The sequence below is a fragment of the Pseudomonas sp. O39 genome (assembly GCF_045447295.1).
GTDB classification, from domain to species: Bacteria; Pseudomonadota; Gammaproteobacteria; order Pseudomonadales; family Pseudomonadaceae; genus Aquipseudomonas; species Aquipseudomonas antarctica_A.
Map to the genome: position 1 here is coordinate 152,666 of NZ_JBJGXV010000008.1, position 15,900 is coordinate 168,565.

17 protein-coding genes are annotated in these 15,900 nt (G+C 60.4%); 4 read left to right on the plus strand and 13 right to left on the minus strand.

All coding sequences use genetic code 11. From position 1 onward, the window contains the following. Positions 1–207 precede the first annotated feature (207 nt). The 3 genes from ACI77D_RS13825 to ACI77D_RS13835 form a co-directional block, all read right to left on the minus strand. The gene (locus ACI77D_RS13825; protein WP_128588114.1) at positions 208–855 is read right to left on the minus strand and encodes a nicotinamidase; all 648 of its coding nucleotides are present in this window, start codon (positions 853–855) and stop codon (positions 208–210) included. A 429-nt stretch (positions 856–1,284) separates the two neighbouring features. Beyond that, the gene (locus tag ACI77D_RS13830) at positions 1,285–2,058 is read right to left on the minus strand and encodes an L-iditol 2-dehydrogenase (protein WP_064452769.1); all 774 of its coding nucleotides are present in this window, start codon (positions 2,056–2,058) and stop codon (positions 1,285–1,287) included. A 21-nt stretch (positions 2,059–2,079) separates the two neighbouring features. After that, positions 2,080–3,339: an ABC transporter substrate-binding protein gene (locus tag ACI77D_RS13835; protein ID WP_407016816.1), complete on the minus strand. Its 1,260-nt coding sequence runs from the start codon at positions 3,337–3,339 to the stop codon at positions 2,080–2,082. A gap of 276 nt (positions 3,340–3,615) precedes the next feature. On the opposite strand from ACI77D_RS13835, the gene ACI77D_RS13840 reads away from it, so the two are divergent. Then, on the plus strand, positions 3,616–4,563 hold the full coding sequence (locus ACI77D_RS13840; RefSeq protein WP_407016791.1) for an AraC family transcriptional regulator: 948 nt from the start codon (positions 3,616–3,618) through the stop codon (positions 4,561–4,563). Here the strand turns inward: ACI77D_RS13840 and ACI77D_RS13845 are convergent. Continuing rightward, positions 4,545–5,357 carry an aminoglycoside phosphotransferase family protein gene (locus tag ACI77D_RS13845; protein WP_407016792.1) on the minus strand — a complete coding sequence of 271 codons (813 nt, stop codon included), beginning with the start codon at positions 5,355–5,357 and terminating at the stop codon, positions 4,545–4,547. The genes ACI77D_RS13840 and ACI77D_RS13845 overlap by 19 nt on opposite strands. Before the next feature lie 206 nt (positions 5,358–5,563). Here ACI77D_RS13845 and ACI77D_RS13850 point away from each other — a divergent pair, with 206 nt between their 5' ends. Together ACI77D_RS13850 and ACI77D_RS13855 are read left to right on the plus strand one after the other, a co-directional pair. Next, a complete protein-coding gene (locus tag ACI77D_RS13850) occupies positions 5,564–6,526 on the plus strand; it encodes a nucleoside-specific channel-forming protein Tsx (protein WP_064452773.1) in 963 nt (320 codons plus the stop codon). Between the two features lie 14 nt (positions 6,527–6,540). Then, complete coding sequence (locus ACI77D_RS13855) at positions 6,541–7,572, plus strand: purine-nucleoside phosphorylase (RefSeq protein WP_407016793.1); 1,032 nt, start codon at positions 6,541–6,543, stop codon at positions 7,570–7,572. Between the two features lie 120 nt (positions 7,573–7,692). Here the strand turns inward: ACI77D_RS13855 and ACI77D_RS13860 are convergent, their stop codons facing one another. From ACI77D_RS13860 to ACI77D_RS13890, 7 genes are all read right to left on the minus strand, one after another. Beyond that, complete coding sequence (locus ACI77D_RS13860) at positions 7,693–8,028, minus strand: DUF6124 family protein (RefSeq protein WP_407016794.1); 336 nt, start codon at positions 8,026–8,028, stop codon at positions 7,693–7,695. Between the two features lie 435 nt (positions 8,029–8,463). Further along, positions 8,464–9,423 (minus strand): zinc-binding alcohol dehydrogenase family protein, encoded by a 960-nt coding sequence (locus tag ACI77D_RS13865; RefSeq protein WP_407016795.1) that lies wholly within the window; start codon positions 9,421–9,423, stop codon positions 8,464–8,466. A 30-nt stretch (positions 9,424–9,453) separates the two neighbouring features. Then, the gene (locus tag ACI77D_RS13870; protein WP_010564275.1) at positions 9,454–9,627 is read right to left on the minus strand and encodes a DUF1427 family protein; all 174 of its coding nucleotides are present in this window, start codon (positions 9,625–9,627) and stop codon (positions 9,454–9,456) included. A gap of 89 nt (positions 9,628–9,716) precedes the next feature. Beyond that, positions 9,717–10,481, minus strand: coding sequence for an AraC family transcriptional regulator (locus ACI77D_RS13875; RefSeq protein ID WP_407016817.1), 765 nt, complete (start codon positions 10,479–10,481; stop codon positions 9,717–9,719). A gap of 79 nt (positions 10,482–10,560) precedes the next feature. Further along, positions 10,561–10,731, minus strand: a complete 171-nt coding sequence (locus ACI77D_RS13880; RefSeq protein WP_221294988.1) for a metallothionein — start codon at positions 10,729–10,731, stop codon at positions 10,561–10,563. A gap of 89 nt (positions 10,732–10,820) precedes the next feature. Beyond that, on the minus strand, positions 10,821–11,276 hold the full coding sequence (locus tag ACI77D_RS13885) for a DMT family transporter (RefSeq protein WP_407016796.1): 456 nt from the start codon (positions 11,274–11,276) through the stop codon (positions 10,821–10,823). Positions 11,277–11,280: 4 nt separating this feature from the next. Then, on the minus strand, positions 11,281–11,769 hold the full coding sequence (locus ACI77D_RS13890; RefSeq protein ID WP_056859391.1) for a DMT family transporter: 489 nt from the start codon (positions 11,767–11,769) through the stop codon (positions 11,281–11,283). Between the two features lie 117 nt (positions 11,770–11,886). Here ACI77D_RS13890 and ACI77D_RS13895 point away from each other — a divergent pair, with 117 nt between their 5' ends. Further along, the gene (locus ACI77D_RS13895) at positions 11,887–12,819 is read left to right on the plus strand and encodes a LysR family transcriptional regulator (RefSeq protein ID WP_064452779.1); all 933 of its coding nucleotides are present in this window, start codon (positions 11,887–11,889) and stop codon (positions 12,817–12,819) included. 94 nt (positions 12,820–12,913) lie between these two features. Here the strand turns inward: ACI77D_RS13895 and ACI77D_RS13900 are convergent, their stop codons facing one another. After that, positions 12,914–14,233: an Nramp family divalent metal transporter gene (locus ACI77D_RS13900; RefSeq protein WP_407016797.1), complete on the minus strand. Its 1,320-nt coding sequence runs from the start codon at positions 14,231–14,233 to the stop codon at positions 12,914–12,916. Positions 14,234–14,274: 41 nt separating this feature from the next. Next, complete coding sequence (locus tag ACI77D_RS13905) at positions 14,275–15,828, minus strand: DUF726 domain-containing protein (protein WP_064452781.1); 1,554 nt, start codon at positions 15,826–15,828, stop codon at positions 14,275–14,277. Positions 15,829–15,900 lie beyond the last annotated feature (72 nt).

Consider the following 15,900-nt stretch of genomic DNA (forward strand, 5'->3'; position numbering starts at 1 on the left):
TTTGTGATTCTGGAACCCCGTCCTTGGAGGTTCTCATCACGGGTGTTGTAGCGCGCACAAACGTCTTTCGCTAAGGCGCTGGCCACGGATATATCGGTTGGCTCAGTACGACCATGCTGTTACTGAAATGCATGAGTAATCCCAGGCGCTACAAGATCATCACTAAGCCGGCGTCCCAATCGCGCCCATGTAACGGGTTGATTCTCCTTAAAGCGCGACCATCGCGGCCAGTTCTTCGCGGGTGCTGCTGACGGCCGCACCCGCTTTGAGCAACTCATTGACGGCTTGCACGCCGCCCTCCTCGCTGATACCTCGGCAGGCTGGCAGGTGCAGGATCACTTTCAGGCCAGCCTTGAGCAGTTGCAACGCGGTAGTCTTGACGCAGTAGTCCAGGGCCAGGCCGCCGACGATCACGCGGCTGACACCTTGGGCTTTCAAGTACTCAATGACACCGGTGGACAGCTTGTCGTGCAGGTCGTGGTAGCAGGCGCCGTAGGGGTGCAGGTCGGGTTCGACACCTTTCCAGATGAAATAGTCGTAGTCATACGGCGTTGGCAATTCGTCCAGCAGCGTAAAACCCTCGGTGCCTGGCACGCAGTGGCTGACCCAGGTGACGTCGGCGTGTGCCAGGCCGGTGGGTTGCAGCATTTCGCTGTGCTGCGTGACCACCCAAGGCGCATGCGGGGTGTGCGCATCTTTGCTGCCGACGCGATGGCCGGCCAAACTGGCCATGTAGTTGAGTTCGGCACCGATCTGGTCGCCGCCGGCCACAGGTAACTCGTTGGGGCACAGTGGCGTGAAGCTCTTCTGGGCATCCACGTCGAATGAAGCAGTGGCAGTTTTCGCGAGGGTCATGGCAGTTCTCCTGTGACCTGTAAAAAGTACACATCAGGTACTTTCATTTTCTTGCTGAGGCTTAACCCAGACAACGAGGATTGTCTTGGAAATATCGATGCCGACCCAGGAGGTCATGACAAAAACCTCTTACACTCAGGAAGCAGAGCACTGTGGCTTTGCCCACGTTTGTGATGCGAGTGGCGCGCATTCAACGGTTCGGGCTTATGCGCCGGAGTGGAAAGGTGGATAGACGCTTTGCTCCCACTCGTGTTTCTAGCACTGCGCACTCACAGCTTGCAATACAACCCTCTCACCCCAGCGTTTATTACCAGATCAAGACACAAGCGGGCTTGCTCGCGAATGCGGTGTATCAGTCAATAGCATTGCCGACTGACACACCACTTTCGCGAGCAAGCCCGCTCCCGCCTTTCTGATGGGTGTACGGCTTTAACTCATCCAGTTGCCACCGTCGACGTTGTAGGTTTGGGCAACCACATAGTCGGCCTCTTTCGACGCCAGAAAAATCGCCATTCCGGTCAAATCCCCGGCAGTGCCCATGCGCCCGAACGGCACCTCAGCCCCTACCCGCTGCTTCTTCTCACCGGGCGCCAGGCCTTCATGCTTGGCGAACAACGCGTCCACGCCGTCCCAATGCTCACCGTCCACTACACCGGGAGCAATGGCGTTGACGTTGATGCCCTGCTTGATCAGGTTCAGCCCCGCCGATTGCGTAAGGCTGATCACCGCGGCCTTGGTCGCGCAATAGATGGCCACCAACGGTTCACCGCGCCGCCCGGCCTGGCTGGCCATGTTGATGATCTTGCCGCCGTGCCCCTGGCTGATCATTTGCCGCGCCGCCGCCTGCAAGGTGAACAGCGTACCGGCCACGTTGATCGAGAACAGCCGGTCATAGCTGTCGCGGGTGATGTCGACGATCGGTGCGAGGTCGAACAGCGCGGCGTTGTTGATCAGGATATCGAGCTTGCCGGCATGGGCGACCACAGCGGCAATCGCGCCGTCGATGGAGGCTTGGTCGGTGACGTCCATCGCCACCGCATAAGCCTGTGGGCCCAACTCGGCCGCCGTGGCCTGGGCGCGTTGCAGGTTGATGTCGGCGATGGCAACCGTTGCGCCTTCGGCGATATAAGCCTGGGCAAAAGCGCGGCCGATCCCGCGCGCCGATCCAGTGATCAGCGCGCTCTTACCTTCCAGTCGTTTCATGGGGTACGTGTCCGTTCAAAATTATTTGGGATAGCCGGCGCGTTTCATTTCGCGCTCGGTGGTGGACTGGGCTTCGAGCAGCGCCTGGTCAACCGTCATGCCGCCGGTGAGCGCCGCCGAGAACAGCTTGCCGACGGAGGTGCCGATGGCCTGGAATTCAGGGATGGTCACGTACTGAATGCCCACGTAGGGCACCGGTTTGGCCGAAGGGTGCGCGGGGTCCGCGTGTTTCATCATTTCCAGCGTCACCTGGGCAAACGGTGCGGCCTTCAAATACGCCTCGCTATAAGTGGACTGGCGGGTGCCCGGCGGTACGTTGGTGATGCCCTCTTTATCGGCGACCAATTGGATGTAGTCCTTGGAGGTTGCCCAGCTGATAAAGGCTTTGGCAGCGTCCTTATGCTTGGACGTGGCCGGGATTGCCAGGGACCAGGCGTAGAGCCAGGAGGAGCCCTTGTCGGTGACTTCAGTTGGGGCGGCGGCAAAGCCTACGTCATCAGCTACCTTGCTCTGGCTCTTGTCGGTGGTAAAAGAGCCGGCGACGCTGGCATCCACCCAGATCGCGCATTTGCCGCTGTTGAACAGCGCCAGGGTTTCGTTGAAACCGTTGCTGGAGACGCCCGGCGGGCCATAGTTTTTCAGGGTATTGACGTAATAGTTGGCGGCTGCCGTCCACTCCGGGCTGGTCAGCTCGGGCGTCCACTGTTCGTCGAACCAGCGCGCGCCAAAGGCGTTGGCCATGGTGCTGAGCAGTGCGATGTTCTCACCCCAACCGGCCTTGCCGCGCAAGCACATGCCGTATTGGCCTTTATCTTTTGCGGTGAGCTTGGCAGCGAATTCACCGAGCTGGGTCCAGGTCGGGTGCGCGGGCATACTCAGGCCGGCTTGCTTGAACAGATCGGTGCGGTAGTAAGTGACCGTGCTTTCACCGTAGAACGGCAGGGCATACAGGGTGTTGTTGACCGACAGGCCCTGGCGCACCGAAGGGAAGATATCGTCAGCGTCATAGTCAGCCGGCAATTGGGTCAGCGGTTCCAGCCAGTGTTTGGCGCCCCACAGCGGCGTTTCGTAGGTGCCGATCGTCAGCACATCGAATTGCCCGCCCTGGGTGGCAATATCGGTGGTGAGGCGCTGGCGCAATACGTTTTCTTCAAGCACCACCCAATTGAGCTTAATGTCCGGGTGCTGCTCCTCGAACACCTTGGACAGGCGCTGCATGCGGATCATGTCGCTGTTGTTCACCGTGGCGATCGTGACGGTGTCAGCGGCGTAGCTGGGCATGGCCAGCGCCAGGCCGGTCAGCAGGAACAGCGCTTGCGGGATCTTGGCTTTGCAGGTCGGGAGCATGGCGGTTTCCACCTGTTGTTTTTGTTGTTGAGCGTCGATTACAGCAGCTTGGCCAAGCCCTCACAAACGAATGGCGAATGCACAGCTGATACTTTTTTAACCCAGGCTCCAGGATCAAAAAAGTATCAGTGCCAGGCGAAACCGGGGGTAGCGTATTGAATGCCTGTGCGCGTATTTTGAGGCGACTCAACAACTAAAAGAGGCATCACCATGCCCGTCAGTCGCGCCGAGCTGTTCGAGCACCGCCCCGCCGAACTGGAAGTCATCCTGCCCGAGCCGGACCACTGTTTCCGCTGGTTCGAACATGACTACCCGTATGACCTGGCACGCTGGAACCACCACCCCGAGTTCGAAATCCACCTGATCCGCCAAGGCAGCGGCAAGTTGGTGGCGGGCGACTATATCGGCGCGTTCGGTGCCGGGCATGTCGCGCTGATCGGCCCGGACCTGCCCCACGACTGGATCGGTGACCTGGCCCCCGGCGAATACCTGACCGGCCGCGACGTGGTGCTGCAGTTCGACGGCGCCGCCCTCCTCGCCCTGCGCAAGACCCTGCCGGAACTCGGCGACCTGCAGCCGCTGTTCGAACAGGCCCGGCGCGGCCTGCAATTCAGCGGTGACACCGCCGCGCAGGCGGCACGCCTGATGGAAAGCATCGGCAACGCCCATGGCCTGCAACGCTTGATCCTGTTCCTGCAACTGCTCGACACCCTCAAAAACGCCCCGCCACCGCACGTGCAGGCGCTGGCCAGCCCCTGCTATGCCCCCACCCTGGACGCACGCAGCGCCGAGCGCATCAATAAGGCTTTCGATTACCTGATGCGCGAGCTGACCGGCGACTTGCGCCTGTCGGTCATCGCGCGCCAACTGGAGATGAGCGAACCGGGCTTCTCGCGTTTCTTCAAACGCAACACCGGCCACGGCTTTATCGAGCTGATGCGCAAGTTCCGCGTGCAGCGCGCCTGCCGGCTGTTGCTGCAAAGCGAGATGTCAGTGGCGGATATTTGTTTCGAAGTGGGCTACGCCAACCTGTCCAACTTCAACCGGCACTTTCGGATCGAAATGAACCAGACCCCGAGTGAGTATCGCCGGGAAACCGCGATGCATCTGTTCAACCGCATCGCCGATCAGCCATTGCCCTACACCATCGGCCATTGAGCCAACGCCCGTTGCGCCAGGCGAGCGACTTCAAGGTCAACGTCTGCACGCTGGCGCTCTCCATCCTCAAGGAACCAAGCTGCGGACAGACCTGCATGGGCCAATACCCATTGCAGCAGGCGTGGGCGTGCGAGGTTGGCAGCCTGGGCGATCACCGCGACCTGCCGATTAAAACGCACCGGATCGTGGCAGGTCAGCAAATCAGGGTTGCAGATCAGGTTGGCATAATCATAACCACGCTCGCCGATGACACGCTTTGGATCAATCGCCAGCCAACCCCGAGCACCGAAGTCGAGAATATTGTCGTGATGGATATCACCGTGCAGCACCACGATGTCCTGTGGCGCCGCCAGCAGTGCATGCGCCATCGCTGCGCAGTCGCGCAACACACCGCCTTTGTCATCAGCGGCCTTCCACAATGACTGGAACCAGGTTTGCAGGGACAGTAACCCTTGCGGTGGCGATGGCCGTGGCGCATGCAGCCGGGCAACCGTGGCGCAGGCGATCCGGCTGGCTTGATCATCCTGCCCATTGAGGGCCATGCGCATCAAGGAACCCGGGCCGTTGGCTCGCTCCATCAACAACGCCACGTCGTCATGGGCATACACCTGGGCGGCACCCTCGCCCGCCCACCAGCTCATCAACTGCCCACCGAGCTGCTCTTCTGAGGTGTGAGCAATTTTCAACATCGCCGGCCGGCCTTGCCAACGCACGGGCAACAGGTGACTGCCGGGCGTCACGACGGGGTCACCCTCAACCTTCAGGTTCCAGGATTGCAAATAGCGCTCGAACATGTGAGTGGATCCTCGTAGTGGCCTGCAAAAATGACACCCAGTCATTTTTGATCAAAAGGTCGACTAATTGCGCTTTTTTTCATTTTATTCAAGCCATTGAGCAAAGTTGGTACAGCCTGTGCAAACGTTTGCGGAACGAACTTGGCTGCCAAGTTCACCGTTACCCGAGGTATCGGGTTCAAACCGCGTACGAATAGGGACTTTCAATGCACCCCACCTCAAGGCGTCCTGCTTCCTTTGGTGTTTCCTTGCTACTGGCTGCCGTTACGGGAGTACTCAGCGCCCCCATTTTGGCGCAGGAAAAACCCGCTGATGACTCAGCACAGGGCGAAACCCTCAGCCCTGAGACCAAGAGCCCCGACGCCAGCCCCGCGAAAAAAGGCGTGTATCTGTCGGAATGGTTCAACCAGGACCTGACACTGATCGGCAGCAAAGACATCAGCTTCGGCCCCAAGCCGCAGGATGACGTCTATCTGGAGTACGAGTACTTCGGTCGCAAGGGCCCGTTCGAGTTGTACGGCTATATCGACGTGCCGAAGATTCTCGGCATCGGTAACAGTAATGACAAAGGCGCGTGGGACCATGGCTCGCCGGTATTCATGGAGCACGAGCCGCGCATCTCCATCGACTACCTGGCTGGTCGCAGCCTGGCCATCGGGCCGTTCAAGGAATGGTATGTGGCGTTTGACTGGATCTACGACCATGGCAGCAATAAGTCCAACCGCGCCAACACCCTGTACAGCGGTCTCGGCACCGACATCGACACGCACTCGCGGGTCAACCTGTCGGCCAACTTCTATGGGCGCTACCAATGGGAAAACTATGGCGCGAGCAATGAATATTCGTGGGACGGCTACCGTGCACAAATGAAGTACATCGTGCCCATCAGCAGTTTCGATAACGGTGCGTCGCTGACCTACATCGGCTTCACCAACTACGATTTCGGCTCGGACCTGCACAAGGACAATCCGGCGCGCACCGCCAACTCGTTGGTGGCGACCAACGTGCTGCTGTATTCGTTTACCCACCTGCGCTTTACCCTGGTTGGCCGTTACTTTCACAACGGCGGCAACTGGGAGGACGGCAGCGAGCTGAACTTCGGCGAAGGCAACTTCCGCGCCCGCTCGGATGGCTGGGGCTACTACGCCGGTGTCGGCTACCAATTCTGATAAAGGAGCATTAGATGAAAGCGTTTACCCGTCTCTCGATGGCCGTTGGCCTGGCCCTGCTGCCTCACGTGGTGCTGGCGGCTGCCCCCGCGCCGATCAAACCCAAAGTGATGCTGATCACAATGTTCGCCCCCGAGGCGCAGACCTGGATCGACCGCCTGGAACTCAAGCAGGAAGTACGCGTGCCGGGCCTGTCGGCTGAATACCCGGTGATTCGCTGCAACACCCAGGATGTATGCCTGCTGGTGACCGGCATGGGCCAGACCAACGCCGCCGCGTCGACCCTGGCCTTGGCATTGTCGCCCCAGTTCGACCTGCGCCAGAGCTATTTCCTGATCGCCGGGATTGCCGGTATCAGCCCCAAACACGGCACCATCGGCACGGCTGCCTGGGCTCATTACCTGGTGGAATTCGGCACCCAATGGGAACTGGACTCGCGGGATGCGCCCAAGGATTGGCCAACCGGTTACATCGGCATCAACACCAAAGGCCCCAACGAAAAACCGCCACTGGACTACAAGACCGAAGTCTTTGAGCTGAACCCCAAGCTACAAGCCAAGGCGTATGACTTGTCGCACAAGGTTGAGCTGACGGAAAGCAAGGAATCCAGCGCCTGGCGCAAACACTACCCTGCCGCCCCGGCCAACCAGCCGCCGCAAGTCACCCGCTGTGACACGCTGGCAGGCAACACCTGGTTCTCCGGCACACGCCTGAGCGAGCGCGCCGAAGTCTGGACCAAGTTGCTCACCGACAACAAAGGCGAGTACTGCACCACCCAGCAGGAAGACAACTCCACCTATGAAGCCCTGCTGCGCGCCAGCCGCGAAGGCCTGGTGGATATCCAGCGCCTGGCCGTGGTGCGTGCAGGTTCCGATTTCGACCGGCCGTACCCTGGCTACAGCGAAGTCGACAACCTGCTGAAATACGCCGACCAGGGTGGGTTTGTTCCGGCACTGGAGAACCTGTACCGCACGGGCAACCCGCTGGTACAGGCGATTCTGAAGAACTGGTCAGCCTGGGAAAAAGGCGTTCCCGACGCCCAGTAGAGATCAAACTGTGGGAGCGGGCTTGCTCGCGAATGCGGTGTTTCAGTCAACCTTTCTGTGACTGACCTACCGCCTTCGCGAGCAAGCCCGCTCCCACATTTTTTGACCGCGTTACAATCGCTAGGCCGTCGGATGGGCCGCGTTCAGTGCCTTATCGACCAACAGTTGCACTCCCTCCAGCATTCGACAGATACCCAGCGCGACATTGCGTTGAGCCCCGTCGATTTCAAACGCCAGATGGTTGGCAATCTCACAGAGGGACGCCAAATCCTGGGAAGCATTGACCAGCAAGGTTTCAGTGCCCAGATCGGCGCGCACGGTGAAGAGCCCTTCGGTGGGTTCGGGGATTGGCTTGCCGGGATTGAGGTAGTGGTTGATCGCGCGGTTGGCCACTTCGTGCAGGGTGCAGGTATCGAAGTCTTGCTGGCCTGGGGGGTTTGGGCTGTCTTTAATCATGGTGGAACTCCTGGTAGTGGAGCTGCCATCACTCGCGGTCAAACAAAGTGGGGTGGCAGCTGAACGCGGGTTGACCGACCGGAACCAGGGATCCGGCATACCCGAAGGTATCCCGCGCACAGCTGCCGCGACACGATACATCAAGCGTAGAAAAAACGCCTGATATAGGTCTTGGGTGCTGTAGCACACTGGTTTAGTCGGACGGTCAAATCCGATCGCTGAACGGTCAGCGACGGCAGTGAGGTTAGTCAGCGCCCTTCCGAGCGACAACCTGAAATCTCTGTGGGAAAGGTCCGAGCGACCAAGGTTTCTGATGCCCAGTGAAGATCAAACTGTGGGAGCGGGCTTGCCCGCGATGACGGCCTGTCAGTCAGATAGATGTTGACTGACACACCGCTATCACAGGCAAGCCAGCTCTCACATTTTTTATCCGTGTTAAGGCAGAAAGATGATCTTGTCAGCACCGCCCTGGTTCACTTCCTCGTAACACTGCACACCATCCGCCAGCGCCACTTCGCGCAACCCAGTCGGCAGTGGCAGTAGCCCTTCATCAAAGAAGCGCCCGAATTGCTCCAGCATCACGGCGCACTGCTCGCAGTTGTAGAGCAACGAATTGATGCCCACCACCGAGCCGCCTTTGCGATACAAGGCCAATGCCGGGAGTTGCACGTGCCCATCAACCGGCGCGGCGATGATTGCGATGCGCCCGAATGGGGCCAACCCTGCGACAGCGGCCGGCAGCCAGAAACCGGTCGTGTCGAAGATCACATCGGCGCCGCCTTTGAACACGGCATTCACCTGCGCACCCAGCGTTTCCGGCTGGCCCAGTGCAATCGCGTCAAACCCTTGCGCCTGCAACGCCGCAACCTGATCGGGTTTGCGCACCGCCGCCAACACCTGGGCACCACGAATCTTCGCCAGGGCCAACGCGGCACTGCCTACGGCACCATTGGCACCCATCACTAACAAACGCGTGCCCTTCGCGACACCGCTACGTTCCAGGGCATCCCAAGCGGTGGTGTAGGGCACGCCAAGGCTGGCGGCCTGAGCAAAACTCAGGTGAGCAGGCTTGTGCGCCACGCCCTTGGCGGACACGGTGAGGTATTGCGCGTGGGAGCCGTCGGCGAAAAACCCGAGGTCACGGCCGGTGCCCCACACGTCCTGCCCCACCAACGCTGGCGGGCCTTGCACCACAACACCGGCGAAGTCTCGCCCGGGAATACGCGGCAGCGTGGTGTAGGGAAAGCGGCCCAGCACGTTTTTAACATCGCTGGGGTTCAGGCCCGCAGCCTTGATCTGTACCAGCACTTCATCGGCAGCCGGTACCGGGGTGGCGACGTCGACGAAACTCAGGGCGGCGAGGTCGCCAGTGGCGGAAAATTGCAGAGCTTTCATGGCCAACATCCATCGAAGGGAAGTGAATAATCAGGACAACCAACCACTCACCAGTTGCCGCCCCATGGGCCACAGCTTCTCGCCCAGTAACATGCCCATCAGACCGACCAGAGCGATGGCAGGCGGCGCGGGCGAGCGGAAGTCCAGGGCACCGTAGATCACGCCGACAAACAGGCCAATGGCGAGGGAAATCAGGTAATTCATTTGGGCGACGCCTGGTGGGTTGATGGGCTCAGTGTAGTGAGCCCGTCGCCGAGGCATCGGCCAAGTGCTTCAGGATTTCGGCCAACCCCTCAATCGATGTAGTGCGATGGCGCCACACCGAGTTCGCGCCGAAACATGTCACTGAAGCTGCTGGGCGAATAACCTAAAGACCGGGCAATGCCGCTGACCGACTGGCCCTGGATCAGCTCCGCCACCGCCGTGGCCAGTTGCACCTGACGACGCCACTCGGCAAAGCCCATGCCGAGGTTATGCTGGAACAGCCGCGCCAGCGTACGCACGCTGGCACCGGCCGTCTCGGCGTGTTGCTCAAAGGGGATCTCCAGGGAAGGCGCCGCCATCACCGCCTGGCACGCGCTGATCAGCCGGCGGTCCGCCGCCACCGGCATGGCGATGCGGATTTGCGAGCGGCGCGCACGTTGCAGTTCCAACAGGGCCAGGCCAACCACGGCGTCGTAATACGCCGAATCGCCGGTATCGCCATGATCGACCAAGGTGACGATCAGCTCGCGCAGCAGCCCACCGACTTCAATCACCTGCACCTGGCTGTCCAGCGTCGCCGCCAATGCCGGGCGCAAGTAGATATTACGCATCTGTAAATCGGAGACCACGCGAATCCCGTGCTCCACCCCTGGCGGCAGCCACACCGCACGTTGCGGCGGGACGACCAGGGCTTCGCGCGGTGTTTCCACCCACATCACACCGCTCATGGCATACAGCAACTGGCCCCAGTCATGGCTATGGGGCTCAACATACAACCCGCGCGGGTAGGTACGCGCCAAGGGTTGCACGGGGACGGCATGATCACTGAGGTCGGGGGGTGCGGCCAGAGCCATGAAGAGCGCATCGGTCAAGGGTGAACGGCCATGGTAATGACCGCCACCCAATAATCCGAGCGGATTTTTTAAGCGTTTTTTAGCCGTGGGCCGACTTGGTGCACTCGCAACCCGTCGACGAAGCGCACGGCTCGCCATGCGCATGGTGCTCGGCGCAGCCCTGGCAGCAGTAGCCCTTACCGTCTTTCATCACCGCCTCTTTGCCCAGTACGCATTTGCAATGTGGGCAAGCACAGGTTTTATCAGCCATGGTCAGACTCCTTTTTCATGGTCGTCCAGGTGCGGCGAGCGCTGCACCTTAAGCAGTGACTCTCGGCAAGACGCCAAGGTTCAGCGCCGTTAATCGGCCTGACGGGTATTGCTGCGGTACATGAACACCAGCGCCAGGGCCAGACAGAGCATCGCCACGATGCGACTGCCCGACAGTTCGATGGCCGGGTTACCGAGCCAGCCGAAGTTGTCGATCAGCATGCCCATGCCCAATTGCCCGACGATCACCGCCACCGTTGCCACTGCCGTGCCAACGATGGGCATCGCGCCGACCATCACCATCATGTACACCACGCCGAACAGCGCGCCGGTCAGTTGCCACTTCGGCACATCCAGCAGGCTGACAGCCTGCGCGGGCTCGAAGAAAAAAATCAACAACGCGGTGCTGAGTGCTCCGACTGCAAAAGTCAGCAAGCTGCTACGCAACACACCCACCGTCTGGCCCAGGCGACCATTGATCGCCGCCTGCACACTCAACACCGCACCGGCGGCAATCACCAGTACCAATAACAGAATCAGATTCATCGCCTTACCCTCGTGCAATCAGAACAAGTGCCGCCACAATCAACGCCAGGGCAATCCAGCGCTCGCCATTGACCCGCTTGCGCGCAGTACCAAACCAGCCGAAATGGTCGATCAACACACTCTTGCCCACCTGCCCCGACAGGATCGCGATCATCGTCATGGCGATACCGATGTGCGGTGTGGCGAGTGTCAGCACCACCACGTACATCGGCCCGAGGAACCCGCCGATCAACTGCCAGCGCGGCAAATCGGTGAGGGCCGGGCCCTTTTGCGGGCCGCTGAACAGCAGCAGCAAAAACAGGATGGCGGTGCCGACGCCAAAGATGCTCAACGTCGCCCACAAATGCCCGACCTGCACACCCAATGGGCCGAGCAAACCGGCCTCCACCGACAGGCCCATGCCCGCCAGAATCACCAACGGCAACAACAGCAGCCGTAGAAGGTTCTTTTTCGGCCTGGCCTGCGCCACGCCCTCGATCGAACTTGCCTGCATAGATCACCTGCACTACTGGAAAGGAAACATGGCGCGCATTATCCGGTGGCCGTCCTGTGCGATAAATGGGAGCATGCGGATAACACCTTTGCGCAATGCGCACAGCTCGGAGGCACGATGCAGGGTTTAAATGAGTTGAGTTTCAAAGCGTTGCGTCTGTTCGTCGCCGTGCTGGACCACGGCAGCTTCTCCGAAGTAGCACGCCGCGAGAGCCTGGCGCCCTCCTCGATCTCGCGGCAGATCCAGCTGATGGAACAGGCACTCGGCCAACAATTGCTCTACCGGCATACCCGCGCGGTCAGCCCCACGGAGGCCGGGCGCCTGCTCGGGCATCACGCACGCGTGATGCTGGAACAACTGGAAGCGGCCGCCCAGGCGCTGCAGGAACAGGAAAGCGAACCCAGCGGCCTGGTGCGGATCAATGCGCCGATGGTGTTCGGCCAGCGTCACCTTTCACCCTGGTTGGGCGAGTTGTGCCGGCGCTACCCCAAGTTGCAACTGGATATCCAGCAAACCGACACCTACGTCGACCCGCTGCAAGATGGCACCGACCTGCTGTTTCGCATCGGCGTGCTCAATGACTCGGGCATGCAGGCGCGCATCTTCGCGCCCCAGCGCTTTCGTATCGCCGCCAGCCCCGCTTACCTCGCACGCCATGGCACACCGCGCCACCCCGATGAACTGGTCAATCACCAGTGCCTGGCCTACAAAGGCATCACCGGCCAACAACGCTGGTTCTTCCGCCGCGACCAGGGCGACTGGACGCCGTACAGCGTTAAAGGCCCCATCACCGGCAACCACGCCGATACCCTTACCCATGCGGCAGAGCAAGGCCTTGGGCTGGTGGTGTTTCCGTCCTGGTTGATTGGCGAAGGGTTGCGCGCAGGCACCTTGCAGGCGGTGCTGACGGAGTACGAGGTGGCGACCACGCTGGAACCGCAGCAGATTGCCGCGTTGTGGCCGGGCAGTCGGCGGCTGTCACTGAAGGTACGCACGGTGATTGATTATTTTGTGGAGTGTTTTGGGACCGTGCCCTACTGGGATCGGTGAGCTCTCTCAGTTCACGGGTTGCTGCTGCGCCCCCCCTGTCCTGCTCTCGAGTGGCGGTCCTGGTTTTGGTCGCCTCAAACCGCGCACGTTTGGATCAAAACAACCACTGCCCAATCAACCACGCATTCGCCCCACTGATCACCGCAAACAGAAACCACGCCAGTAACCGCGTGGGCAGTCGGTTTACGAACGGCCCCATCAGTTGCTTGTCGTCGGTCATGCGGATCAGTGGATAGAGCGCAAACGGCAACTGCAGGCTGAGGACCACCTGGCTCAGAATCAGCAGCTTGCCGATGGCATCGTCGCCCATCAGCCAGACCCCGAGAAACGCCGGAATCAGTGCCAGCCCACGAGTAATCAGACGGCGCTGCCAGCACGGAATGCGCAGGTTGAGGTAACCCTCCATGATCACTTGCCCGGCGATGGTGCCGGTAAAGGTCGAACTCTGCCCCGAAGCCAGCAAGGCGATGCCGAACAGGATGCTGGCGAACGCACCGCCCACCAACGGATCAAGCAGGTGGTAGGCGTCCTGGATTTCGACTACTTCGGTGTGACCCGTTTTGTAAAACGCAGCCGCCGCCAGCACCAGGATCGCAGCGTTTACCAGCAACGCCAGCGCCAGGGAGCCGATGGTGTCGATACGCGCCAGCTTGACCGCGTCCTGTTTGCTGGCGAGGTCTTTGCCAATCAGGCGAGTCTGCACAATGGAGGTGTGCAGGTAGAGGTTATGCGGCATCACAGTGGCGCCGAGAATACCGATGGCCAGGTACAACGGCGCCGCATCGCTGATGGCCGACAATGACGGGGTGAAGCCACTGAGTACGTCCGGCCAATACGGCTTGATCAGCACCAGTTCGATAAAGAAGCACACGCCGATGGTCGCCACCAGGGCCAGCATGATCGCTTCAAGGCGGCGAAAGCCTCGGTTCTGCAGAGCCAGGATCAATAGCGTGTCAAAGGCGGTGATCACGATACCGGTGGTCAGCGACACACCGAGCAGCAAGTGAAATGCCAGGGCGCAGCCGAGCACTTCGGCAAGGTCGGTGGCGATGATGGAGATTTCCGCCAGCACCCACTGCGTGCGCGAGGAGCGCTTGCTATAGCGCTCGCGGCACAGTTGCGCCAAGTCTTTGCCGGTGGCGATGCCCAGGCGCGAGCACAGGCATTGCACCGCCATTCCGGCCAGGCTGGCCAGCAGCACTACAAATAGCAGGTTGTAGCCGTAACGTGAACCGGCTTCGATGGCCGTGGCCCAGTTGCCCGGGTCCATGTAGCCAATGGAGATCAGCAGGCCGGGGCCGGCGAACATCAGCGCCCGTTTGAAAAACGATGCCGTAGGGTCAACGACAACGGAGCCGGCCACTTCCGGCGGGCAGAACGGGGCGGTAGCGATTTTCGGCAGGCTGAATTTCACGCGGTATCCCAGGCAAACACACAAGTCAGAAACGCAGCTTATCAGTCCGATGCGACCGTGCGCATCACTGTCTCCCGGGGCAAATCAAACGCTTCAACGACTTGCACCACCAGGTCCATCTCCTGATTCAGCGCTTCGCGCTCCATGCGCTGGCGAATCACACCTATCACCAATACCGACAAGGTGGTGATCGAAAAAGCCGGGCCGGAAAACGCCCGCACTCCCGTCACCAGCAACATCGCCGCCGCCAGCGCCTGGCCCACCACCGGAATCGCCGTGGCCGCGCCGCGCCGCAGGATAAACCCGGTCAACCCCGCCAACGCCGTGCCGCTCAGCGCGGTGGTGGCCGAGCGGCCAATGTCGATTCGATTGAACAACCCCTGCTCTTTTTGCGCGGCGGCCTTGAGCTCGGCGTCGAAGGCCTGCCGGTCGGCGCTGCTGAGTTTGCCTTTGTATTGCTCGATCAGTTTTTCCGCGACCTGCGCCTCGATGTCCGCCAGCGCCACGGTTTCAAGCGGCTCATCGAACTTGATTCCAAGCTTTTGCGCCACATCTTCGGCGATCTGTCGATAACTCACGCCATGGCCGCGGGCGAGGTTCATAAAGCTGTCACCGCCCATACGCTGCAACTCGATGGCCAGTTTCAGCGGTTCGCGCACGCTGGCATCAATCGAGGCACTGCGCTTTTGCGCCATCAATTCGGCGAGAAACTTCAATTCTTCCGCACGCGCCTGCATCAGTGCCGGGAACAGTTGCGCGTCTTCCTCGGCAAAACGCACTTCACTGCTGCGCAGATCAGAGCGAATCAGGCCGCGCCGCTCCTGCAACAAGTCGGTGTACTGCACCACCGTCTTCAACTGCGGCCAGTAGGCGGCATGATCAAAGGTGGCCAGGTGCACATTGGTGACCTTGGCCTTGAGTGCCGGCGTGACATCAATCGCATAACGGCCAATGCAGCGCTCGGTATCCGGCTTGATAGCCAGCGCCCAGTCCTTGCTGGAGTGGCAATTGATCACGCGCCCCTTGAGCGGCGCCGACACTTCATCCCACGGGCTGGACGTACAGATCGCCCCGCCCATCAGCAACAAATTGTTCAATGGCAGTTCGCGGGCGATCTCGGGACTGGCCAGCAAACTTTTGACCAGGATGCGTGCGCCGAGGGAATGGCCGATCAGGTTGATGCGCCTTACTTGCAGCGATTCGGCGTGCAGGTAACTGGCCAACTCCGGCAATAAAGTCTTGGCCACTTCATCGACACGCGCCTCGACGCTTTTGTAATGATCAAGAAAATACGCAATCGCCTTGCCCACGCCCACAGTCGCCGCACCCAGGCCGCCGCCACCGAGCATCGAGGTGATCACATCCTTGAAGGGGGCGAACAGGTTTTCCAGAAAATGCCCAGCCGGCCAGAACAGCATCAAGTTGGTCGAGCCTTCGATACCTGCCAGTTGCGCTTTGAAATTGCCCAGTTGCTGGCGGTTGAAGAAGGCCGAGTAACCGTGAACATAGAGATTGAGCACATCCCCCTGAGGCTCGCCGCACAGTAAGAACGTGGGTTTGCGGGTGCGGTGCATTTCATCCCACTGGTGTTGCATGGGCCGGTGACTCCTGGTGACGATGGACGGCGATAGTAACAAAGCATGACTGCAAGCAAGGTGAATCCTGAC

Excerpts from the sequence above, each read along its gene's own strand:
- ACI77D_RS13825 (WP_128588114.1), bottom strand. The coding sequence starts at position 855 with ATGACCCTCGCGAAAACTGCCACTGCTTCATTCGACGTGGATGCCCAG.
- ACI77D_RS13830 (WP_064452769.1), bottom strand. The coding sequence starts at position 2,058 with ATGAAACGACTGGAAGGTAAGAGCGCGCTGATCACTGGATCGGCGCGC.
- ACI77D_RS13835 (WP_407016816.1), bottom strand. The coding sequence starts at position 3,339 with ATGCCCAGCTACGCCGCTGACACCGTCACGATCGCCACGGTGAACAAC.
- ACI77D_RS13840 (WP_407016791.1), top strand. The coding sequence starts at position 3,616 with ATGCCCGTCAGTCGCGCCGAGCTGTTCGAGCACCGCCCCGCCGAACTG.
- ACI77D_RS13845 (WP_407016792.1), bottom strand. The coding sequence starts at position 5,357 with ATGTTCGAGCGCTATTTGCAATCCTGGAACCTGAAGGTTGAGGGTGAC.
- ACI77D_RS13850 (WP_064452773.1), top strand. The coding sequence starts at position 5,564 with ATGCACCCCACCTCAAGGCGTCCTGCTTCCTTTGGTGTTTCCTTGCTA.
- ACI77D_RS13855 (WP_407016793.1), top strand. The coding sequence starts at position 6,541 with ATGAAAGCGTTTACCCGTCTCTCGATGGCCGTTGGCCTGGCCCTGCTG.
- ACI77D_RS13860 (WP_407016794.1), bottom strand. The coding sequence starts at position 8,028 with ATGATTAAAGACAGCCCAAACCCCCCAGGCCAGCAAGACTTCGATACC.
- ACI77D_RS13865 (WP_407016795.1), bottom strand. The coding sequence starts at position 9,423 with ATGAAAGCTCTGCAATTTTCCGCCACTGGCGACCTCGCCGCCCTGAGT.
- ACI77D_RS13870 (WP_010564275.1), bottom strand. The coding sequence starts at position 9,627 with ATGAATTACCTGATTTCCCTCGCCATTGGCCTGTTTGTCGGCGTGATC.
- ACI77D_RS13875 (WP_407016817.1), bottom strand. The coding sequence starts at position 10,481 with ATGGCTCTGGCCGCACCCCCCGACCTCAGTGATCATGCCGTCCCCGTG.
- ACI77D_RS13880 (WP_221294988.1), bottom strand. The coding sequence starts at position 10,731 with ATGGCTGATAAAACCTGTGCTTGCCCACATTGCAAATGCGTACTGGGC.
- ACI77D_RS13885 (WP_407016796.1), bottom strand. The coding sequence starts at position 11,276 with ATGAATCTGATTCTGTTATTGGTACTGGTGATTGCCGCCGGTGCGGTG.
- ACI77D_RS13890 (WP_056859391.1), bottom strand. The coding sequence starts at position 11,769 with ATGCAGGCAAGTTCGATCGAGGGCGTGGCGCAGGCCAGGCCGAAAAAG.
- ACI77D_RS13895 (WP_064452779.1), top strand. The coding sequence starts at position 11,887 with ATGCAGGGTTTAAATGAGTTGAGTTTCAAAGCGTTGCGTCTGTTCGTC.
- ACI77D_RS13905 (WP_064452781.1), bottom strand. The coding sequence starts at position 15,828 with ATGCAACACCAGTGGGATGAAATGCACCGCACCCGCAAACCCACGTTC.